The following is an 18,003-nucleotide window of genomic DNA, read 5'->3' as shown; positions in this document are numbered from 1 at the left end:
CAGCCGTTTTAACAGGGCGTAAAGCCCGCAGAAAATGTGAAGGCGCCCTTCGGGGCTCGCGGCGAGCCTCATGCGACTACATTGGGCGCGTGCTCGGACTACCTCCGCATGTGACTGCATGCCTTTTTGATCTTGATGGCGTGCTCACGCAGACCGCGCTGGTGCACAATGCCGCGTGGAAACAGACGTTCGACACGTTCCTTGAGACGTGGTCGTCACAGCACGGGCTTCCGTTCGTGCCGTTCGACTCCGGCGCCGACTATCACGACTACGTCGACGGCCGGCCACGTGCCGATGGTGTCCGCACCTTCCTCGCCTCTCGCGGTATCACCCTTCCCGAGGGCAGCCCGGACGACGGTCCCGACCAGCAGACCGTGAACGGCATCGGCAACAAGAAGAACGTCCTCGTCCTGCAGAAGATCAAAGAGGGCGCCGTCCAGGTCTATGAGGGCTCGGTGGAGTACCTCAAGGCCGCACGCGACGCGGGGCTCCGCCGCGCGGTCGTCTCGGCGAGCGCCAACTGCAAGGACGTGCTGGAGGCGGCGCACATCACCGAATTCATCGAGGAGCGCGTGGACGGTGTGACCGCCCGCGAGCAAAACTTGCCGGGCAAGCCGGCACCCGACACTTTCCTGTACGCGGCAAAACTGCTGGGCCTTCCTCCGGAGGCGTGCGCCGTCTTCGAGGACGCTCAGGCAGGTGTCGCCGCAGGTCGGGCCGGTGGATTCGGGATCGTGGTCGGCGTTGACCGCGTCGGGCAACGTGACGCTTTGTTGGAGCACGGGGCCGACATCGTTGTCACGGACCTGTCCGAACTCCTGAAGCGCTGAGCCACGATTCAGCGTTTATATCTTCACGACCTTCTCTTTCTCATTCGAGAGGCACCACCGTGATCCGTGAACGGGCATATCCCGTGGACCCCTGGCACATCCGGGAGACCCGACTGGACCTGGACCTGCTGGCCCAGTCCGAGTCGGTGTTCGCGCTGGCCAACGGGCACATCGGGATACGCGGGAACCTGGACGAGGGCGAGCCGCACGGCTTGCCGGGTACGTATCTGAACTCGTTCTACGAGCTTCGCCCGCTGCCGTACGCCGAGGCCGGATATGGATTCCCCGAGTCCGGCCAGACGATGATCAACGTGACCAACGCCAAGCTCATGCGGCTGCTGGTCGACGACGAGCCGTTCGACGTGCGGTACGGCGAGCTCCGCTCCCACGAGCGCGTGCTCGACCTGCGGGCCGGCACGCTCGAGCGCATCGTCGAGTGGGTCTCCCCGTCCGGGCAGGCGATCCGGGTACGCACCGTCCGGCTGGTCTCGTTCACCCAGCGCGCCGTGGTCGCCTTCCTCTACGAGGTGGAGCCGCTGGACGCCTCGGCCCGGCTGATCCTGCAGTCCGAGCTGGTGGCCAACGAGCAGCTGCCGCCGATGAGCAAGGACCCGCGGGTCGCCGCCGTGCTCGACCACCCGCTGCAGGCCGAGGAGATGCTCGAGCAGCGCACCGGCGGCCTGCTGGTGCACCGCACCAAGGCCAGCGACCTGCGGATGGCCGCGGCGATGGAGCACCTGATCGAGGCGCCCGGCAAGCACGCGATCACCACCGAGGGACACCCCGACTGGCTGCGCACCACGGTGGCCACCAAGCTCGAGCCCGGCCAGAAGCTGCGGGTGGTCAAGCTCGCCGCGTACGGGTGGTCCGGCAGCCGTTCGCTTCCCGCCATCCGCGACCAGGTGGGCGCGGCGCTCGCCAGCGCCCGGCTGGACGGCTGGGAGGGCCTCGTGGAGGCTCAGCGGGAATACCTCGACGCCTTCTGGGACCACTCCGACGTCAAGGTCGAGGGTGACCCCGAGGTGCAGCAGGCGGTGCGCTTCGGCCTGTTCCACACGCTCCAGGCCGGCGCGCGGGCCGAGCAGCGCCCGATCGGCTCCAAGGGCCTCACCGGCCCCGGCTACGACGGCCACACGTTCTGGGACGCCGAGACGTTCGTGCTGCCCGCGCTGACCTACACGCAGCCCTCGGCGGCCGCCGACGTGCTGCGCTGGCGGCACTCGACGCTCGACCTGGCCCGGGAGCGGGCGCAGACGCTGGGGCTGCAGGGTGCCGCCTTCCCGTGGCGGACCATCCGCGGGCAGGAGTGCTCGGCGTACTGGCCGGCCGGCACCGCGGGCTTCCACATCGGCGCCGACATCGCCGACGCGGTCCGCCGCTACGTGCAGGCCACCGGCGACTACGACTTCGAGCGCGAGGTCGGCCTCGAACTGCTGATCGAGACCGCCCGGCTGTGGCGCTCGCTCGGCCACCACGATCGGCACGGCCGCTTTCACATCGACGGGGTGACCGGCCCCGACGAGTACACGGCCGTGGTGGACGACAACGTCTACACCAACCTGATGGCCCAGCAGAACATGTTCACCGCGGTGGAGGCGGCCAAGCGTCACCCCGACCTGGCCCGCGCGCTCGGCGTCGACGACGAGGAGATGGCCTCCTGGCGGGACGCGGCGGCGGCCGTGCACATCCCGTACGACCGGGAGCTGCAGGTGCACCAGCAGTCGGAGGGCTTCACCCGGCTGCAGGAGTGGGACTTCGAGAACACGCCGCCGGAGGCCTACCCGCTGCTGCTCAACTACCCGTACTTCGACCTGTACCGCAAGCAGGTGGTCAAGCAGGCCGACCTGGTGATGGCGATGTTCATCCGCGGGGACGCGTTCACGCCGGAGGAGAAGGCGCGCAACTTCGCCTACTACGACGCCCGGACCGTCCGGGACTCGTCGCTGTCGGCGTGCATCCAGGCCGTCATGGCGGCCGAGGTGGGCCAACTCGAACTGGCCCACGACTATCTGGGCGAGGCCGCCCTGATGGACCTGCACGACCTGCACCAGAACTCGCGGGACGGCGTGCACGTCGCGTCGCTGGCCGGCACGTGGATCTCGCTGGTGGCCGGCCTCGGCGGCATGCGCGATTTCAACGGCCAGCTGTCGTTCGCGCCGCGCCTGCCCAGCCGGATCAACAACCTCGAGTTCTCGCTGCTGTGGCGGGGCCTGCGGCTGCGGGTGAACGTGACGGCCGACGACGTGACCTACTCGCTGCGCAACGGCGGCGGCTCGGCCCGGCTGGTGCTGATGCACCACGGCAAGGACGTCGAGGTGACCCAGGTGAAGCCGGTGACCGTGCCGATCCCGCCGGCCGGTCCGGTCGGCCCGTCGCCGTCCCAGCCGGCCGGTCGCGCCCCGGTGCGCCGGGCGCCCACCGAATGACCGTTAATGAATGAAGCCCCCGCGGATGACCGCGGGGGCTTCTTCGTTCGAGAGGGTTAAAGCATCGAGACGTGTACGTGGTCCTTGTGACTGCTGGCGCCGTGATAGGTGTGCCAGCCGGTCGCCGGGAACCAGATCTGCTGGAACCAGATGACGTAGTAGATGCCCAACCGGTCGGCGTTACGCACCAGGAACGCCATGAGGTTGTTGCCGTAGTTCTTCATGTCGGCGTTGTGCGCGACCGAGAACCCGCTCTTCTGCAGCGACCAGTCGCAGGCCCGGCCCTTGGGATGCTCGAACGGCCCGCCGTTGCGGTGACAGCCGACGAATCTATTGAAGCCCGCCTTCTTCACCTCTTGGTACATGTGCAATGTACGGGCGGTGATGCAACCGCTTGTCGTCGGATCGTCCACCGTGCATTTCTCGGGGGAGAAACCGCCGTCAGCGTTGCGCGGGGCCGGCGCCGCAATCTTGGACACCGCGTCGACCGAGCCGCCGGTGAGGCTTGTGCCACCGACCAGCGCGAGCGCCTTGTCGGCCGTGTCCTTCTGCTTCTTCATCGCGATCAGGTTGGTCTGCTGCTGCTTCACCTCGGCGTCGAGCGCGGCTTTTTTCGCGCTTACCTCGTCGATCGCCTCGTTGAGCTCGTGCAGCTTGCGGTCGTGCAGGGCGTTGATCTCCTCGAGCGAGACCGCCTTGGCCAGGAAGTCGTCCGACCCGTTGCTGCCGAGCAGGAAACTGGCCGTGCCGAGGTGGCCGGTCTGGTACTGCTGGGCGGCGATCGCGTTGACCTCGGGGATCAGCACGTTGCGCTTGGCCTCGGCCAGGTTGATCTGGACGGCCAGCTGCTTCTGGGTCGTGGTCGATTTCGCGACCGCGGCCTTGGCCTGCACAAACTTGCGGTTCGACGACTCGAGCACGTCGTTGAGCGTGGCGTTGGCCTCGATCTCGTCGCCCTTCTCGTCGGGCGTGGCCGACGACGACGAGGACGACGACGGGTCGTCGGGATCGGCGCTCGCGGGGGCGGCGGGCGCCGCCAGGAACGATGCAGCCACGAGCGGCGCCAGGGCGAGGGTCAGCCACCGGCGGGGGCGAACGGTCATCCAGGTTCCTTCCGGGTTACCGCCGACCGGGTTAGCTGACGGGTTCGGGACGGAAGCGATCCCTACCGCTCGCGCGGATTCACCCCAGAGAGACCATGGGTCCCCGGCTCGCCTCGCGGCGATTAGGCGGTGGTCTGCCGGCGCCTCGGGGGCGGCGCCTAGGTGGCAGAGCCGACGGAGAGTTTACCCGAGGTCCCGCGCGGCTTCAGGACTCAACGAATGCGAATGCGGTGATCCTTCGGCGACGTTCCGTAAGAAAGTGACGGCGGGTCATTGCGGAATTGCGCTGAGTACGAGAGCTGTCAATCAATCGATGTCATGGGTATCGTCGGTCGCGGTCCCCACCCGGGGATCGCCGCCTAATCGCCTTCGGGCGAGCCGGGGAACCATCGTTCTCCATTGGGGTGAATCCGCGCGAGCGGTAGGGAACTTCCGTCCCGAACCCGTCAGCTAACTCGGTCGGCGGCCGACGGAAGGAACTGTTGTGCGGAACATTTCTGTCCGCCGGCGATTAGTGGCAGCGCTTGCCCTGATCGTGGCCACCGCCGGCCTGGCCGTCACGGTCGCCGCCCCGGCGAGCGCCGCGCCCGGTGACACCGGCGACGATGGCGAGGGTGGCTCCAAGTCCCTGATCGAGCAGGTCGAGGCGGCCTCCAAGGGCTGGCTCGAGGCCAAGGCCGCGCTCGCCGGCAGCAAGAAGAAGCAGACCGAGCTGACCGCCAAGCTCAAGCAGCTGGACGCCGATCTCGGGCCTCAGCAGGCCGCGTTCGACGAGATCGTCCAGCAGTCGTACAAGACCGGCCGCCTCGGCCCGATGAGCGCGCTGATCACCGCGGGCTCGGCCGGTGGCTTCCTGGACCGGGCCGAGACGCTCGAGACGGTCGCGATGAAGCAGAAGCAGGTCATGGGCGACCTCCAGGCCACCCGCGACGGGCAGGCGACGGCGAAGGCCGCCATCGACGCCACCGTGCGTGACCAGCAGAAGCAGGTCAACCTCATGGCCAAGCGCAAGGCGCAGGCCGAGAACGCGCTGAAGGCCGCCAACGCCGGTCAGGACGACCCGCAGCCGAGCGACGGCGGCAGCAGCAAGGGCGCGTCCGCGTTCCAGGGTGGCAGCGGCATGGTGGACGACCCGACCAGCGGCGGCCAGATCACCCTGCGCATGCTCCACGCCATGCAGCAGGCCAAGGCGGCCGGCTTCACCCACTACGTGCACTGCTGGCGCGAGCAGAACAGCGGCGAGCATCCGAAGGGCCGGGCCTGCGACTTCGCGGCCGACACGGACGGCTTCGGCGGGGTCGCGACCGGCAGCAGCAAGACGTACGGCAACAACCTGGCCAACTACTTCATCAACAACTCGAGCAAGCTGGGCGTGCTCTACGTCATCTGGTTCAAACGCATCTGGCTGCCCAGCAGCGGCTGGAAGTCGTACAGCGGGGGCAACGGCGACCCGTCCAGCGACCACACCAACCACGTGCACCTGTCGGTGATCTGAGGCCCGGGAGGAGTACGGGAGCTACTTCTTCACGTAGCTCTCGTACTCCTTCATCACGTCCTCGGTCGGGCCGTCGGCCTTGATCACGCCGCTCTCGAGCCAGATGCTCCGCTCGCAGGTGTCGCGGATCGACTGCTCGCTGTGGCTGACCAGGAAGACCGTGCCGGCCTCCTCGCGCAGGTCGCGGACCCGCTGCTCGCTGCGCTTGCGGAATTTCGCGTCGCCGGTGGCCAGCGCCTCGTCGATGAGCAGCACGTCGTGCTTCTTGGCCGCGGCGATCGCGAAGCGCAGCCGGGCGCCCATGCCGGACGAGTACGTCCGCATCGGCAGCGAGCTGAAATCGCCCCGCTCGTTGATGCCGGAGAACTCGATGATGTCCTGCACCTGCGCCTTGACCTCGGCCGGGGTCATGCCCATGGCCAGGCAGCCGAGCGTCACGTTGCGCTCGCCGGAGAGGTCGTTCATCAGGGCCGCGTTCACGCCCAGCAGCGACGGCTGGCCGGCCGCGTAGATCGCGCCGCCCGGCTCCACCGGCAGCAGGCCGGCGATCGCCCGCAGCAGCGTCGACTTGCCCGAGCCGTTGGTGCCGATCAGCCCGATGGCCTCGCCCTTGTACGCCACGAAGCTGACGCCCTTGACCGCGTGCACCTCGCGGACCGCCGCGCTCTTGGTGCGGGTGACCAGGCGCTTGAAGCTGCTCACCGGCGAGTTCTGCGCGGCCGACACCGACCCGTGGATGCGGTAGATGATGTGCGCGTTGTGCGCGATGACGGTGGGGACCCGCTCCTCGTCAGCCACGGCCGTAACCCTTCTCTCCACGCCAGAAGTACGCGTACCCGCCGATGCCCATGACAATCGCCCAGAAGATCGCCAGGGTCCACAGCCGCATCGGCGTGCCGGCCAGCGTCACGTTCTCCATCAGCGCATGTCGCATCAGTTCGATGTAGACCAGCATCGGGTTCGCCTCGACCAGGGCCAGTTTCCACCCGTGCAGGTGCGCGGTGAACTGGGTGACCGGGTACAGAACGGCCGAGCTGTACATCCAGACCCGCATGATGAACGGGATGAGCTGGCGCAGGTCGTGCAGCGTGGAGCCGAGCCGGCCGACCAGCATCGCGAAGCCCGCGTTGAAGATCGTCTGGAGGATCAGGGCCGGGACAAGCAGCAGCCACTCCCAGGTGAGCGGCTCACCGGTGACCAGCACGATGGTGACCAGCACCGCCATCGAGGCGATCATGTTGCGCGCCTCGACCAGCGTGATCGAGAGCGGCAGGCTGGCCCGCGGGAAGTGCAGCGCCCGGATCAGCCCGAGGTTGCCGCTGATCGCCTGCACGCCGGCCTGCACCACCGACTGGGTGTAGCCGAAGATGAAGACGCCGGTGCACAGGTACGGGATGAAGTTGTTGACCCCGTGCTTCGTGTTCAGCAGCACGCCGAAGATCACGTAGTAGACGCCGGCGTTGAACAGCGGAGTCAGGACCTGCCAGATCATGCCCAGGCGGGTGGTGCCCAGCGAGGCGGCGACCTTGGCGCCGGCGAACTCCCAGATGAAATGCCGGTAGGACCAGATCTCCCGGGTGTACTCCGGCAGGCTGGGCAGTCGTCCGGCGGCGCCTAGTCCATGCTTCCGGGCCAGCTCCTGCGGGGAGGGCCCGGTGTAGGACTCGACGACAGTCGTCTGAGCCATGGGGTGGTGCTCCGATCTCGTCGGCCCGACGGGGGAATCGGGTCCTGGTGCTTTCCGCGAGAACACAACATTCAGCATGCCAAGCCGTTGCCGATGAAACGGGTTCGTATCGACGTGCCGTGAGATTATCCGACCAAACGGCGGAACGCAACCGTTACGTCCTGGCGTATAGTGACCGCGTGGCGACAGTGAAGCGTGCACCAGCCGGGGCCGCCGTGCTCCGTGGCGACATCACCGTGGCGATCCGCAACGCGGTCATGCAGGAGCTGGCCGATGTGGGCTATGGCCGACTCTCGATCGAGGCCGTGGCCCGTCGGGCGGGAGTGGGCAAGACCGCGATCTACCGGCGCTGGAGCAACAAGCTCGAAATGGTACTCGAGATTGTCTCCGACGTGGCGGGTCGCAGCGTCCCGCTGCCCGACACCGGCAGCTTCGCCGGTGACCTCCAGCTGCTCATGCTGATCGTAAGCAAGGCGCTCCAGCATCGGATCGCCTCCCAGATCATCCCGGACCTGATGGCCGAGGCCTCACGGAACCCGCAGATCGCCGAGACTCTCCAGAAGGCGTTGCGCACCCACCAGCAGGCGGTCGGCGACAAACTGATCGGCCAGGCGATCGCCCGCGGTGAGCTGCCCGAGGGCACCGACCCGGAGGTGGCGGTCGACCTGATCCTCGGCCCGCTCTACTGGCGGCTCGCCGTCGCCCGCACCCCGCTCGGCGACGACTACCTGGAGAAACTCATCACAGCGGTGGCCGGCGCCCTGCGGGCATCAAGCTGATCATCCGCGCGTTGCATCGCAGTAGCAGCAACCCAGCCGCAACCGGGACGCACTCGGTGATCGCCAGTCGCTGCCGAAGGTAGGGGCCATCGCCTGCCCCCGGACCCAGGAGCCGCCATGCGCCAGCACGCCGACGACCGCACCGTCCTGGACGCCACCGCCCTGCTCAAGCGTGTGATGGGTGGCAGGCCGGCCGAGCGCGGCGGGCATTCGCCCGCCAAGGTCAGAACCACGGCGCCGGTGGGGGTCTGGCTGAGCGAGGGCGGCACGGTCCGTCTCGACATCTTCGAGGACGGCACGTACGACGGACAGGTCGCCGGGCGTAAGCGCCACGCGCACGGCACCTATCACATCGACGGCTCGCTGATGACCCTGAGCGACGACTCGGGCCTGTTCACCCCCGTGACCCTCGGCGAGGGCGAGCTGGAGATGGCCGGGTACCACCTCAACCCGGCCGCCCGCTAGCTGATAGCTAGACGAGGGCCGGCGCCGCGCGCTCGGCGGTTCTCGCGGCCCGGGTCTCGAGGCGGAAGCTCACGACGGCGAGAGCCAGGCCGATCACGGCCAGCGCCACGCCGATCCAGGCCGAGGCGAGGTAGCCCCAGCCGGCCGCGATGGCCGCACCGCCCAGCGCGGCCCCGATGCTGTTGGAGACGTTGCTCGCCGACTGGTTGACCGCGGCGCCCATCAGCTGGGCGCCGGGCGCGACCGCGATCAGCCGGGCCTGCAGCGCCGGGCCGCTGAACAGGGTGGCCGCGCCGACCAGGAACGCACCGGCGATCAGGCCGGCCGGGTGGCGGGCGGCGAGGCCGAAGAACGCCACCGCGGCGATGATGGCGGCGAAGCCGAGCAGCACGCTGCGCTTGAGGTTGCGGTCGGCCGCGATGCCGCCGATCGCGTTGCCGACGGTCATGCCCACCCCCATCACCGCTAGCACCCATGGCACCGCCGAGGCGCTCAGGCCGGTCACGTGCGTGGTGATCGGCGCGATGTAGCTGTTCACCGCGAAGAAGCCGCCGAAGCCGATCGCGGCGACCAGCGCCGCCAGCCAGACCTGGGGGAGCCGGAAGGCCGCGAGCTCGTCGCGTGGGGAACCACCCGGCGCGGCGGCCACCTCGGGCACCACCGCCAGCACCGCGAGCAGGGTGATCGCGAAGACCGCGGCCACCGCGAGGTACGCGATGCGCCAGCCTGCCGCCTGACCGAGGCCGGTGATCAGCGGGACGCCGAAGATGTTGGCCGCGGTCAGGCCGCCCAGCACGATCGCGAAGCCGCGGCCCGCGCTGCCCGGGCCGAGCATGGCCGCGGCGAGCAGGCCGGCCGCGCCGAAGTAGGCGCCGTGGGCCAGCCCGGCGACGAACCGGCCGGCGAGCACGAGCCCGAAGGTGGGCGCGAGCGCGGACGCCACCGTGCCGATCACGAACAGCCCGAGCAGGCCCACCACCAGGCGACGGCGCGGCATCCGGGCGGTGAGCGCCGCGATGGTGGGCGCGCCCACGACCACCCCGAGGGCGTAGCTGGTGATCATCCAGCCGGCCTTGGCGACGGCGTCGGCGCTGGAGTGCGCGTACTCCGCCGGGAGCAGGTCGTGGGCCATGTCGGGCAGCAGGCCCATGGCCACGAACTCGGTGAGGCCGAGCCCGAAGCCGCCGAGGGCGAGCGCGAGCAGGGCGGCCCAGCGGCGGCCGGCGGTGAGCTTCTCCACGTCCTCGACTCTAGAACGTTCTAGGCCGTCGCGTTGTAGAACGTTCTAGTGATCACCGGTAAACTTCCCGGGCATGCGGGCAGGGGATCGGCGACCCACACTGGCCGACGTCGCCGCGGCGGCGGATGTCTCGATCGCGCTCGTGTCGATCGTGATGCGCGATGCCCCGGGCGCCAGCGCGGCGACCCGGCAGCGGGTCCTCGAGGTGGCCCGCCGTCTCGACTACCAGCCCGACAGCCGGGCCCGGCTGCTGCGCAGCGGCGAGAGCCGGCTGCTCGGCGTGGTCTTCGCCGTGCAGCATCCGTTCCACGACGACATGCTCACCGGCCTCTACGACGCGGCCGACAAGATCGGGTACGAGCTGACGCTCAGCGCCGTCACCCCGCGCCGCGACGAGCGCACCGCCATCGGCGGACTCCTGCAGGACCGGTGCGCCGCGCTGGTGCTGCTCGGCCCGCAGATCCCGGCGGCCGAGCTGGCCACGCTCGCGACCCGGCTGCCGGTGGTGTCGATGATGCGCGGGGTGCGGCACAGCGCGGTCGACGTGGTGCGCACCGACGACGCCCGCGGGCTGCACCTGGCGGTCGACCATCTCGTCGCGCTCGGCCACACACGGATCGCGCACGTGGACGGCGGGCGCATGGTCGCCTCGGCCGAACGGCGGCAGGGCTTTCGCGATGCGATGCGGCGACACGGCCTCGAGGCGTACGGGAAAGTGGTTGTGGGGGGTTATGGCGAGGAGGACGGCGCCCGCGCGGCCCGGGAACTGCTGATCGACCCGCCGACGGCGGTGACCACCTTCAACGACCTGAGCGCCACCGGGCTGCTGGACGGTCTGCGCCGGGGCGGCCTCGACGTGCCCGGAGACATCAGCGTGGTGGGGTACGACGACAGCAGTTTCAGCCGGCTCGCCCACATCGATCTCACCACGGTCGCCCAGGACATCGACACGATGGCCACGCTCGCGGTCTCCCGGGCCGTCGACCGGATCGCCGCCGCGCCGGTCGCTCATCGCGAGATCGTCATACCGCCCCGCCTGGTCGTCCGCGGCACCACGGCCCCACCGCCCCTCCCTCCCTAAGCACGTCCCTCCGCTTGCCGAACGGAAGAGGGGGTGGTCGGATGCGAGGCCGGGCGTTCGTGCTGGCGCTGGCACTTCCGTTCGGGCTGGTCGGCTGCGGCAGCACGCCGTCTCCGACCGCCAGCTCGTCGCCGACCCCGACCGGCGGGCCGTGGGTGCTCTTCCAGTCCGGAAGCCCGACGCCGAGCCCGCGCGGCTCCTGGTTCAACGGCACCCCGCCGGCCGGCCTGCCGTCGGTGTCGTTCCTGTCCACCAGTTCGGCGTGCACGATCGGCTGGCCCGACTCCGGCCAGGTGCTGATCCCGATGAACATCACGCCGGTGAGCGGGGGCTTCAAGGTCGAGTGGCCCTCCGCGTACGGCTCGTACTACCGCATCACGGCCGTGCCGCAGGGCCTGGTCGCCGGCCCCCAGCCCGAGCCCACCTGGCAAACCGTCACGGCCGGCTCCGGCTGCACCACCTCGGCCACGATCACCGGGCTGACGTCGGGCGCGCCGTACATCATCTGGCTGGACGCCCCGGACACCCCACGCGGGGCCGACGGCACCCGAAGCCTCTACAGCGGCAAATCCGGCGTCGTCAAACCCCTCTGACCGGGCCGGCCGATCAGGCGATCGCCGCGATGTCCCCGTCGTCGAAGTAGATGGCCTGATGGAGCCGACCGCCCAACGCCTCGGCGTAGCGTGCGATCACGTCCTGCCCGGAAACCTTGCCCTGCTCGATCTGTGACACGCGGCCCTTGGTGATGCCCATCCGCTCGGCGACCTGCTGATCGCCTGCACGCCGGCCTGCACCACCGACTGGGTGTAGCCGAAGATGAAGACGCCGGTGCACAGGTACGGGATGAAGTTGTTCCGCACGGTGCCCGGCCGCAGTTCCTTGAGGTTGGCCAGGGACGAGCCATCGATCCACTCCCTGACCTCGGCAACGACGTAGATGTCCCACTCGGTGCTAGTCACCAGGCAAGCGTAGGCACTGAGCAAGTGTAGGAAAAGCTATACCCAAGATTGGCTGGGCCCTGGTGGGTGTGTCAGGAGGCGATGGTGTTGCGGCCGCTGAATTTGGCGGCGTACAGGCGGTCGTCGGTGGCTCGGAAGAGGGCCTCGCCGGTCATGTTGGGGGTCAGGGTGGCCAGGCCAACGCTCACGGTGAGGCGGACGCCGGGGATTATGTCGGAGCGGGCCACGGCGGCGCGGATGCGTTCGGCTACCTCGCGGCCGACCTGGAGGTCGCCGCGGAGGAAGACCGTGAACTCGTCGCCGGCGTAGCGGACCGGGACGTCCTCGGCGCGGCAGTGGGCGCGCAGGATGCGGGCCACCTCGCGGAGCGCGCGGTCGCCGACCGAGTGGGAGTAGGCGTCGTTCACCGCCTTGAAATGGTCGACGTCGACCAGCAGGAGCACCAGCGGTGCGGTCAGGCGGCCGTTGTCGATGCGGTCGAGCAGAAGGTCGAAGCGGCGGCGGTTGCCGAGTCCGGTGAGCGGGTCGCGGAGCACCTCGCGCTCGGCCCGGACGCGGGCCGCGTCGGCCTCCTCCTGCTGGCGGGCCTGGCGCAGCATCGAGACGCGCTGCAGGCGCATCCGCCACAGCTCGCGGGTCTGGCCCTCGACCGCGTCGAACAGGTCGCGGCAGGCCTGGCCGCCGTCGATCGCCAGGGCGGTGAGGGCCAGCTCGAAGCGGATGATCGGTTTCTCGTCGGGGCGGCCGCCGAACGCGCACAGCTCGCCGGCCGCGACGATCTCGGTGCGGGCCTCGGCCAGGGCGCCCTGGGCGCGCAGGCTGATGCCGAGCGCCAGGTGGGCCATCCGGGCGTACTGGTAGCTCTCGGCCGCGCGCAGCGGCAGGATGGCGTCGCGGGCGATCTTTTCCGCGGGGATCACGTCGCCCAGCTTGGCCAGGGCGAGCGCCAGCATCGCGGCCGCGCCCACGTCGTCCGGGCGCTGGTCGGTGTACCGGCGGGTGATCTCGGCGCTGCGGCGCAGCCGTTCGCCGGCCTCGTCGTGCCGGCCGACGTGCTCGAGGCGCAGGCCCCAGTAGAGCAGCGTCATCGCGTGGACCAGGTCGAACGCGCTGGTGGCCTCGCTCAGCTGCTCGTAGCTCGCGGACGCGTTCTCGTACATCTCGGCCGCGGTGGCCGCCTCGGCGAACGAGCAGAGTGCGGAGATCCGCCGGTCGCGGCCGGGGTACGGGGCGTCCAGCAGCACGGCGGCCCGGGCCAGGTTGCGCATGGCGTCGACGTAGCGGGACCGGAGGACGTCGAAATGGGCGAGGTCGCACAGGGTCTTCGCCTCGGCCAGAGCGGAACCGGAGGCGCGGTGGATCAGCAGCAGTTCCTCGGCGAGCTCGGCGCCCTCGGAGTAGCGGCCCATGTGCAGGTGGGCGTACATCTTGCCCTGCATCAGGAAGGGGATGCTCTTGCGGTCGCCGCTGAGGCGGGCCAGCGTCAGGTACGCGTCGGCGGCCGCGATCGCCTCATGCCCGCGGCCGGTGTTCGCGAGGCGGTGCACCCGCAGCACGTACAGGTGCAATGGACCGAACGCGGTGACCGGGACCGGCAGGCCTTCCATGCGACCCAGTATCAACACATCCGGTCAGATCAACTACGGGTGGTGGCCGGTCCGTGTCGATGTTGAAGACATCGTTGATCGCTCATTTCGTGACATATTTGTCGAGGCCGTCCACCAGCATGGCGAGACCGAGCTCGAAACGCGCGTCGGCGTCGCCGCTGACCATCTCCCGGGCGTACTTGCGGATGTTGGGGTAAAGGTCGGCGGGAACCTGCTCGAAGTACGCCACGAGGTCGGTGTCGAGCTGGGCCACGAATGACTCCCGGTCGGTGCCGGACTCGGTGACCGCGCCGCGCCAGATCGACATCTCGTACGCGTCGGCGGTGATGTAGAGGAAGATCCGGTCCATCGCCCAGGCCGCGATCTGCGGCGGGACGCCGCCGGCCAGCATCATGCCGATCATGGCGTCCGAGGCACGAAGAGCGTTCGGCCCGGTGGGAATGGTGGCGAGCGCGGTCCGGGCCAGATCGTAGTGGTCGAGCAGGATCCGGTGGCTCTCGCGGGCCATCCAGAGAACCTGTTCCTTCCAGCGCGGAGCGTCCAGCGCGGGGATTTCGATCATGCCGCAGACCTCGTCGAACATGAGCTGGAGCAGCTCGTCCTTGTTCGTGACGTGGGCGTAGAGGCTGGACGGGCCCGTGTCGAACTCGGCCGCGATGCGCCGCATGCTGACCCCGTCGATGCCCTCGGTCTTCACGATCCGCAGGGCGGCCTGCACGATCTGGTCGCGGCCGAGCGGGTTCTTGGCGGGGCGCTGGGGGTTCATCGCCCGCCGGAGGAACGGCGACTCTTTCATCGTCGGATAACTTACTTGACGCGAACGGTGTTCGCCAGTAGAACAGTGTTCGTAGACGACGAACACTGTTCAGGGGGGACACCGATGGAAGCCGTACTCGACAAGACGGCCACCGCGCCCACCGCGTACCGATATCGGTGGGTGGCACTCTTCGTGATCCTGGCCGTCGAGGTCATGGACCTGCTCGACGCCCTGGTCACCAACATCGCCGGCCCGTCGATCCGCGCCGAGCTCGGCGGGTCGTACAGCCTGATCCAGTGGCTCGGCGCGTCGTACACGCTGGCCATGGCGATCGGCCTGCTCACCGGCGGCCGTCTCGGCGACATCTTCGGCCGCCGCCGGATGTTCCTGATCGGCGCGGCCGGTTTCACGCTCGCCTCGCTGGCGTGCGGGCTCGCCCAGACGCCCGCCCAGCTGATCGTCGGCCGGGCCGTGCAGGGCCTGTTCGGCGCCGTGATGCTGCCCCAGGGCCTCGGCATGATCAAGCAGATGTTCTCCCAGGAGGAGCAGGCCAAGGCGTTCGGCGCGTTCGGGCCGGTGATGGGCCTGTCCTCGGTGGGTGGCCCGATCCTGGCCGGCTGGCTGGTCGACGCCAACTACTTCGACTCCGGCTGGCGGATGATCTTCTTCATCAACCTGCCGCTCGGCCTGTTCGCGGTCTTCGGCGCGATCCGGTTCCTGCCCGAATTCAAGAGCGACAACCCGCCGCGCCTCGACATCCTCGGCGTGTTGCTCGCCGCGGTCGGCGCGTTCCTGCTGCTCTACCCGCTGGTGCAGGGCCGCGAGCTGGACTGGCCGGTCTGGTGCTTCGTGCTGCTGGCCGTCGGCATCATCGTCTTCGGCCTGTTCGCGCGGTACGAGACCCGTCGCGAGCGGCGGCGGCTCGACCCGCTGGTCACGCCCAGCCTGTTCCGCAAGCGCGCGTTCACCGGCGGCCTCGCGGTCGGCCTGGTCTTCTTCGCCTCGCTGATCGGCACCGGTCTGGTCTTCACGTTCTACCTGCAGATCGGGCTGGAGTACTCGCCGCTGAAGGCCGGCCTCACCACGCTGCCGCAGGCGCTGGGCACGGTCGCCGGCTTCATCGCGGCGGGCGCCGGTCTCGCCGAGAAGCTGGGTCGCAAGCTGCTGCTGTTCGGCACGTTTGTGATGATCGTCGGCACGGCGGGCTTCGCGCTGACCGTGCGGCTCGCGGGGGCCGGCATCACGCCGTACCACATGATCCCGTCGATGGTGGTGCTCGGCGCCGGCATGGGCCTGGCCATGGCGCCGTTCTTCAACATCGTGCTGGCCGGCGTCGACAACGAGGAGACCGGCTCGGCGGCCGGGGCGCTCACCTCGGTGCAGCAGTTGGGCGGCGCGTTCGGCATCGCGGTGCTCGGCACGATCTTCTTCGCGATCCTGCCGGGCCAGGTGGCGTCGCACGTGGACAACTCCTCGGCCGAGCTGCGTACGGTGCTCACGACCTCGGGCGTGCCGTCAGATGTCCAGCCGGCCGTCTCGACCGGGCTGCGTGACTGCCTGCGCGACCGCACCGCCGAGAACGACCCGGACGTGGTGCCGGCCAGCTGCCAGGGTGCGGGCGCACCGTCGCCGGAGGTTCAGGCGTACGCCGAGGAGCAGGTGCGCGCCGGATTCCAGGACGCGACGCTCCGGACCACCGGAGTGACGTTGATTCTGCTGATCCTCGCCTTCGGGCTGTCCTTCCTGCTCCCGAAGAAGGCACGGCCAGAAACCGAGGGCTAGGTCACCGGCAGGCCGGCGGCTCGCCAGGCGGCGAAGCCGCCGGCCAGGTCGGTGGCCCGGTGCAGCCCGAGATCCTGCAGCGCCGCCGCGGCCAGGCTGCTCGTGTAGCCCTCCTGGCAGGTCACGATCACCTCGAGGTCGTAGCTGTCGGCGAACGGCAGGCGGGCGTCGCTGCGCGGGTCGAGCCGCCACTCGAGGACGTTGCGCTCGATGATGACGGCGCCCGGGATCTCGCCGAACTCGGCCCGCTGCGCGGCCGGCCGGATGTCGATGAGGACCGCGCCACGACGCAGGGCGGCGGCCGTCTCGTGCGGGTCGACGCGGCGCAGGCGGGCGCGCGCGTCGGCCAGGATCTCGGCGATTCCGGCCGAGCCGGGCGGCGGCGTGAGCACGGAGGTCACCACTGCACCCCCGCCTTCTCGACAGTGAGCACCTCGAGGCCGCCCAGGCCGACGCGGTACCGCGTCATCGTGGACAGGGCCGGGCCGTACACGTGAATGCTGATGGCCGGCCGGGACGAGCGGTTGGTGATCCGGTGGATGTGGTGGCTGCCGAACCGGCGGCCGGACCCCTCGCCGAGCTCGCGACTTCTGAGACCCGCCGGGGCGATGACGGTGTCTTCGGTGAGCGTGCCGGTCAGGACGTGGAACGCGCCGCTCGAGCCGCCGTGGTCGTGCAGGTCGGTGCCTTGACCGGGCAGCCAGGTGAGCAGCCAGACCTCGTGGTCGTCGGCGACGTGGAGACGGTGGTACCACCGGTCGACCGGGTTGAAGCGCGGCGCCACGGGCCATTCCTCGGGCTCGGCGGCGTATCGGGTCGCGAGAGCGAGATGGTCGAGGCGAAGGTCGACGGCGGTCACGGCGAAGCTCCTCGGTCAGACTGCGTTGGTTAACCTATATTGCCTATCAGGCCTATAGGTTTACCGCAGAACGAGCCGCGCGGCTAGTGTGTTGGACACAAACGTTCAGCGGGTTGACCTGGAGTCCGTCTCGCGTAAACTTGGCGTGTGCCTAGATGTCGGGGCGTTAGAGCCGGCCCGGTCGTGCATCGCACCGGTCGGATCGGCCTTCGGTTGACCCGCGCCCAGCGGCAGCGCTGCTTCGATCTACTGCGTTCCGCCGGTGATGTCTGGGCGTGTGTGCTAGAGGTCAACTGGTGGCGACAGCATCGTGGTGACCGGCCGGCAGCGGGGTATCAAGAGTTGTGCCGGCTGTTGGCGGAGTCCGGGCCGGGCACGTTCGGGGAACTCGACAATGTGGGTGCTCGGTCGGTGCTGCGCCGCTACTCCGATGCCTGGTTCTCCGCGGCCGCCCGCCGCAAGGCCGGCGCCGCCGAGGTCAGGTTCCCGCGGCGACGGCGAGGACTAGTGCCGGTCCGCTGGTATCACGGCACCTTCACCGTCACCGGCCGCTGCCTGCGCCTGCCGGCCGCGCGTGGCTGCCCGCCGTTGCTGGTCCGCCTGGACCAGGTAGTGCCATACCCGGCGGGCACGGTGCGGTCGGTGACGCTGCTGCTCGCCGACGGCCGGCTCTGTATCGATGTCACCGCGGAACTGCCGGTCACCACCTACCCGGTCGGGCAGGCACCCGACCCCGGCCGGGTGGCCGGCGTTGATCTCGGGATCATTCATCCGTTCGCCGTCGCCGGTCCCGGCGGTGCAGGCCTGCTGGTGTCCGGGCGGGCGATCCGGGCCGAGCACAGGCTGCACCTGGCCGACACCAAACGCCGCCAACGAGCGACCGCCGACCGCGCCCCTTCGCGTGGTCAGCACGGGTCACGACGATGGCGCAAG

General features: G+C 69.5%; 18 protein-coding genes and 2 riboswitches. Of the genes, 9 read left to right on the top strand and 9 right to left on the bottom strand.

Features of this window, described 5'->3' with window-relative positions; all coding sequences use genetic code 11:
* Window positions 1-89 precede the first annotated feature (89 nt).
* Entirely contained in the window at window positions 90-830 is a 741-nt protein-coding gene (locus tag A3CQ_RS0133380; RefSeq protein ID WP_026206489.1) for a beta-phosphoglucomutase family hydrolase, read from the top strand.
* Window positions 831-889: 59 nt separating this feature from the next.
* Window positions 890-3,256, top strand: a complete 2,367-nt coding sequence (locus A3CQ_RS0133375) for a glycoside hydrolase family 65 protein (RefSeq protein ID WP_026206488.1) — start codon at window positions 890-892, stop codon at window positions 3,254-3,256.
* 56 nt (window positions 3,257-3,312) lie between these two features.
* Here the strand turns inward: A3CQ_RS0133375 and A3CQ_RS0133370 are convergent, their stop codons facing one another.
* Window positions 3,313-4,359, bottom strand: coding sequence for a coiled-coil domain-containing protein (locus tag A3CQ_RS0133370; protein ID WP_020515295.1), 1,047 nt, complete (start codon window positions 4,357-4,359; stop codon window positions 3,313-3,315).
* A gap of 5 nt (window positions 4,360-4,364) precedes the next feature.
* A riboswitch (cyclic di-AMP (ydaO/yuaA leader) is annotated at window positions 4,365-4,498 on the bottom strand.
* Window positions 4,499-4,705: 207 nt separating this feature from the next.
* Window positions 4,706-4,840: riboswitch (cyclic di-AMP (ydaO/yuaA leader) on the top strand.
* A gap of 3 nt (window positions 4,841-4,843) precedes the next feature.
* On the opposite strand from A3CQ_RS0133370, the gene A3CQ_RS0133365 reads away from it, so the two are divergent.
* Complete coding sequence (locus A3CQ_RS0133365) at window positions 4,844-5,854, top strand: coiled-coil domain-containing protein (protein ID WP_051115428.1); 1,011 nt, start codon at window positions 4,844-4,846, stop codon at window positions 5,852-5,854.
* A gap of 21 nt (window positions 5,855-5,875) precedes the next feature.
* On the opposite strand, the gene A3CQ_RS0133360 is transcribed toward A3CQ_RS0133365, so the two are convergent.
* Both A3CQ_RS0133360 and A3CQ_RS0133355 read right to left on the bottom strand, forming a co-directional pair.
* Window positions 5,876-6,652 (bottom strand): ABC transporter ATP-binding protein, encoded by a 777-nt coding sequence (locus A3CQ_RS0133360; protein WP_020515293.1) that lies wholly within the window; start codon window positions 6,650-6,652, stop codon window positions 5,876-5,878.
* On the bottom strand, window positions 6,645-7,541 hold the full coding sequence (locus A3CQ_RS0133355; protein WP_020515292.1) for an ABC transporter permease: 897 nt from the start codon (window positions 7,539-7,541) through the stop codon (window positions 6,645-6,647). The genes A3CQ_RS0133360 and A3CQ_RS0133355 overlap by 8 nt, the downstream gene beginning before the upstream one ends.
* A gap of 179 nt (window positions 7,542-7,720) precedes the next feature.
* On the opposite strand from A3CQ_RS0133355, the gene A3CQ_RS0133350 reads away from it, so the two are divergent.
* Together A3CQ_RS0133350 and A3CQ_RS0133345 are read left to right on the top strand one after the other, a co-directional pair.
* Window positions 7,721-8,320: a TetR/AcrR family transcriptional regulator gene (locus A3CQ_RS0133350; protein WP_040433473.1), complete on the top strand. Its 600-nt coding sequence runs from the start codon at window positions 7,721-7,723 to the stop codon at window positions 8,318-8,320.
* Between the two features lie 117 nt (window positions 8,321-8,437).
* Window positions 8,438-8,785 (top strand): Atu4866 domain-containing protein, encoded by a 348-nt coding sequence (locus A3CQ_RS0133345; protein WP_020515290.1) that lies wholly within the window; start codon window positions 8,438-8,440, stop codon window positions 8,783-8,785.
* Between the two features lie 7 nt (window positions 8,786-8,792).
* Here A3CQ_RS0133345 and A3CQ_RS54965 read toward each other — a convergent pair whose 3' ends face one another.
* Entirely contained in the window at window positions 8,793-10,025 is a 1,233-nt protein-coding gene (locus tag A3CQ_RS54965; RefSeq protein WP_020515289.1) for an MFS transporter, read from the bottom strand.
* A gap of 73 nt (window positions 10,026-10,098) precedes the next feature.
* Here A3CQ_RS54965 and A3CQ_RS0133335 point away from each other — a divergent pair, with 73 nt between their 5' ends.
* Both A3CQ_RS0133335 and A3CQ_RS0133330 read left to right on the top strand, forming a co-directional pair.
* A complete protein-coding gene (locus A3CQ_RS0133335) occupies window positions 10,099-11,106 on the top strand; it encodes a LacI family DNA-binding transcriptional regulator (RefSeq protein WP_020515288.1) in 1,008 nt (335 codons plus the stop codon).
* 41 nt (window positions 11,107-11,147) lie between these two features.
* Complete coding sequence (locus A3CQ_RS0133330) at window positions 11,148-11,699, top strand: hypothetical protein (protein ID WP_020515287.1); 552 nt, start codon at window positions 11,148-11,150, stop codon at window positions 11,697-11,699.
* 13 nt (window positions 11,700-11,712) lie between these two features.
* Here A3CQ_RS0133330 and A3CQ_RS64275 read toward each other — a convergent pair whose 3' ends face one another.
* The 3 genes from A3CQ_RS64275 to A3CQ_RS0133310 form a co-directional block, all read right to left on the bottom strand.
* On the bottom strand, window positions 11,713-12,018 hold the full coding sequence (locus A3CQ_RS64275) for a helix-turn-helix domain-containing protein (RefSeq protein ID WP_084699342.1): 306 nt from the start codon (window positions 12,016-12,018) through the stop codon (window positions 11,713-11,715).
* Window positions 12,019-12,136: 118 nt separating this feature from the next.
* On the bottom strand, window positions 12,137-13,672 hold the full coding sequence (locus tag A3CQ_RS0133315; protein ID WP_020515284.1) for a diguanylate cyclase: 1,536 nt from the start codon (window positions 13,670-13,672) through the stop codon (window positions 12,137-12,139).
* A gap of 82 nt (window positions 13,673-13,754) precedes the next feature.
* On the bottom strand, window positions 13,755-14,468 hold the full coding sequence (locus A3CQ_RS0133310; RefSeq protein ID WP_026206484.1) for a TetR/AcrR family transcriptional regulator: 714 nt from the start codon (window positions 14,466-14,468) through the stop codon (window positions 13,755-13,757).
* An 84-nt stretch (window positions 14,469-14,552) separates the two neighbouring features.
* On the opposite strand from A3CQ_RS0133310, the gene A3CQ_RS0133305 reads away from it, so the two are divergent.
* Window positions 14,553-16,211 carry an MFS transporter gene (locus A3CQ_RS0133305; protein ID WP_020515282.1) on the top strand — a complete coding sequence of 553 codons (1,659 nt, stop codon included), beginning with the start codon at window positions 14,553-14,555 and terminating at the stop codon, window positions 16,209-16,211.
* Here the strand turns inward: A3CQ_RS0133305 and A3CQ_RS0133300 are convergent.
* Both A3CQ_RS0133300 and A3CQ_RS0133295 read right to left on the bottom strand, forming a co-directional pair.
* Complete coding sequence (locus tag A3CQ_RS0133300) at window positions 16,208-16,615, bottom strand: rhodanese-like domain-containing protein (RefSeq protein WP_020515281.1); 408 nt, start codon at window positions 16,613-16,615, stop codon at window positions 16,208-16,210. The genes A3CQ_RS0133305 and A3CQ_RS0133300 overlap by 4 nt on opposite strands.
* Window positions 16,609-17,070, bottom strand: coding sequence for a cysteine dioxygenase (locus A3CQ_RS0133295; protein ID WP_020515280.1), 462 nt, complete (start codon window positions 17,068-17,070; stop codon window positions 16,609-16,611). The genes A3CQ_RS0133300 and A3CQ_RS0133295 overlap by 7 nt, the downstream gene beginning before the upstream one ends.
* Before the next feature lie 354 nt (window positions 17,071-17,424).
* Here A3CQ_RS0133295 and A3CQ_RS0133290 point away from each other — a divergent pair.
* A partial coding sequence (locus A3CQ_RS0133290; protein ID WP_020515279.1) for a hypothetical protein occupies window positions 17,425-18,003 on the top strand: 579 nt, incomplete at its 3' end.

The sequence above is a fragment of the Paractinoplanes globisporus DSM 43857 genome (assembly GCF_000379645.1).
Taxonomy (GTDB): Bacteria; Actinomycetota; Actinomycetes; order Mycobacteriales; family Micromonosporaceae; genus Actinoplanes; species Actinoplanes globisporus.
Note: the sequence above shows the minus strand (reverse complement) of the source record. Positions and strands in the feature narration are given on the sequence as shown.

Coding starts and splice junctions, on each gene's coding strand:
- A3CQ_RS0133370 (WP_020515295.1), bottom strand. CDS start 4,359: ATGACCGTTCGCCCCCGCCGGTGGCTGACCCTCGCCCTGGCGCCGCTC.
- A3CQ_RS0133305 (WP_020515282.1), top strand. CDS start 14,553: ATGGAAGCCGTACTCGACAAGACGGCCACCGCGCCCACCGCGTACCGA.
- A3CQ_RS0133310 (WP_026206484.1), bottom strand. CDS start 14,468: ATGAAAGAGTCGCCGTTCCTCCGGCGGGCGATGAACCCCCAGCGCCCC.
- A3CQ_RS0133330 (WP_020515287.1), top strand. CDS start 11,148: ATGCGAGGCCGGGCGTTCGTGCTGGCGCTGGCACTTCCGTTCGGGCTG.
- A3CQ_RS0133355 (WP_020515292.1), bottom strand. CDS start 7,541: ATGGCTCAGACGACTGTCGTCGAGTCCTACACCGGGCCCTCCCCGCAG.
- A3CQ_RS0133315 (WP_020515284.1), bottom strand. CDS start 13,672: ATGGAAGGCCTGCCGGTCCCGGTCACCGCGTTCGGTCCATTGCACCTG.
- A3CQ_RS0133345 (WP_020515290.1), top strand. CDS start 8,438: ATGCGCCAGCACGCCGACGACCGCACCGTCCTGGACGCCACCGCCCTG.
- A3CQ_RS0133335 (WP_020515288.1), top strand. CDS start 10,099: ATGCGGGCAGGGGATCGGCGACCCACACTGGCCGACGTCGCCGCGGCG.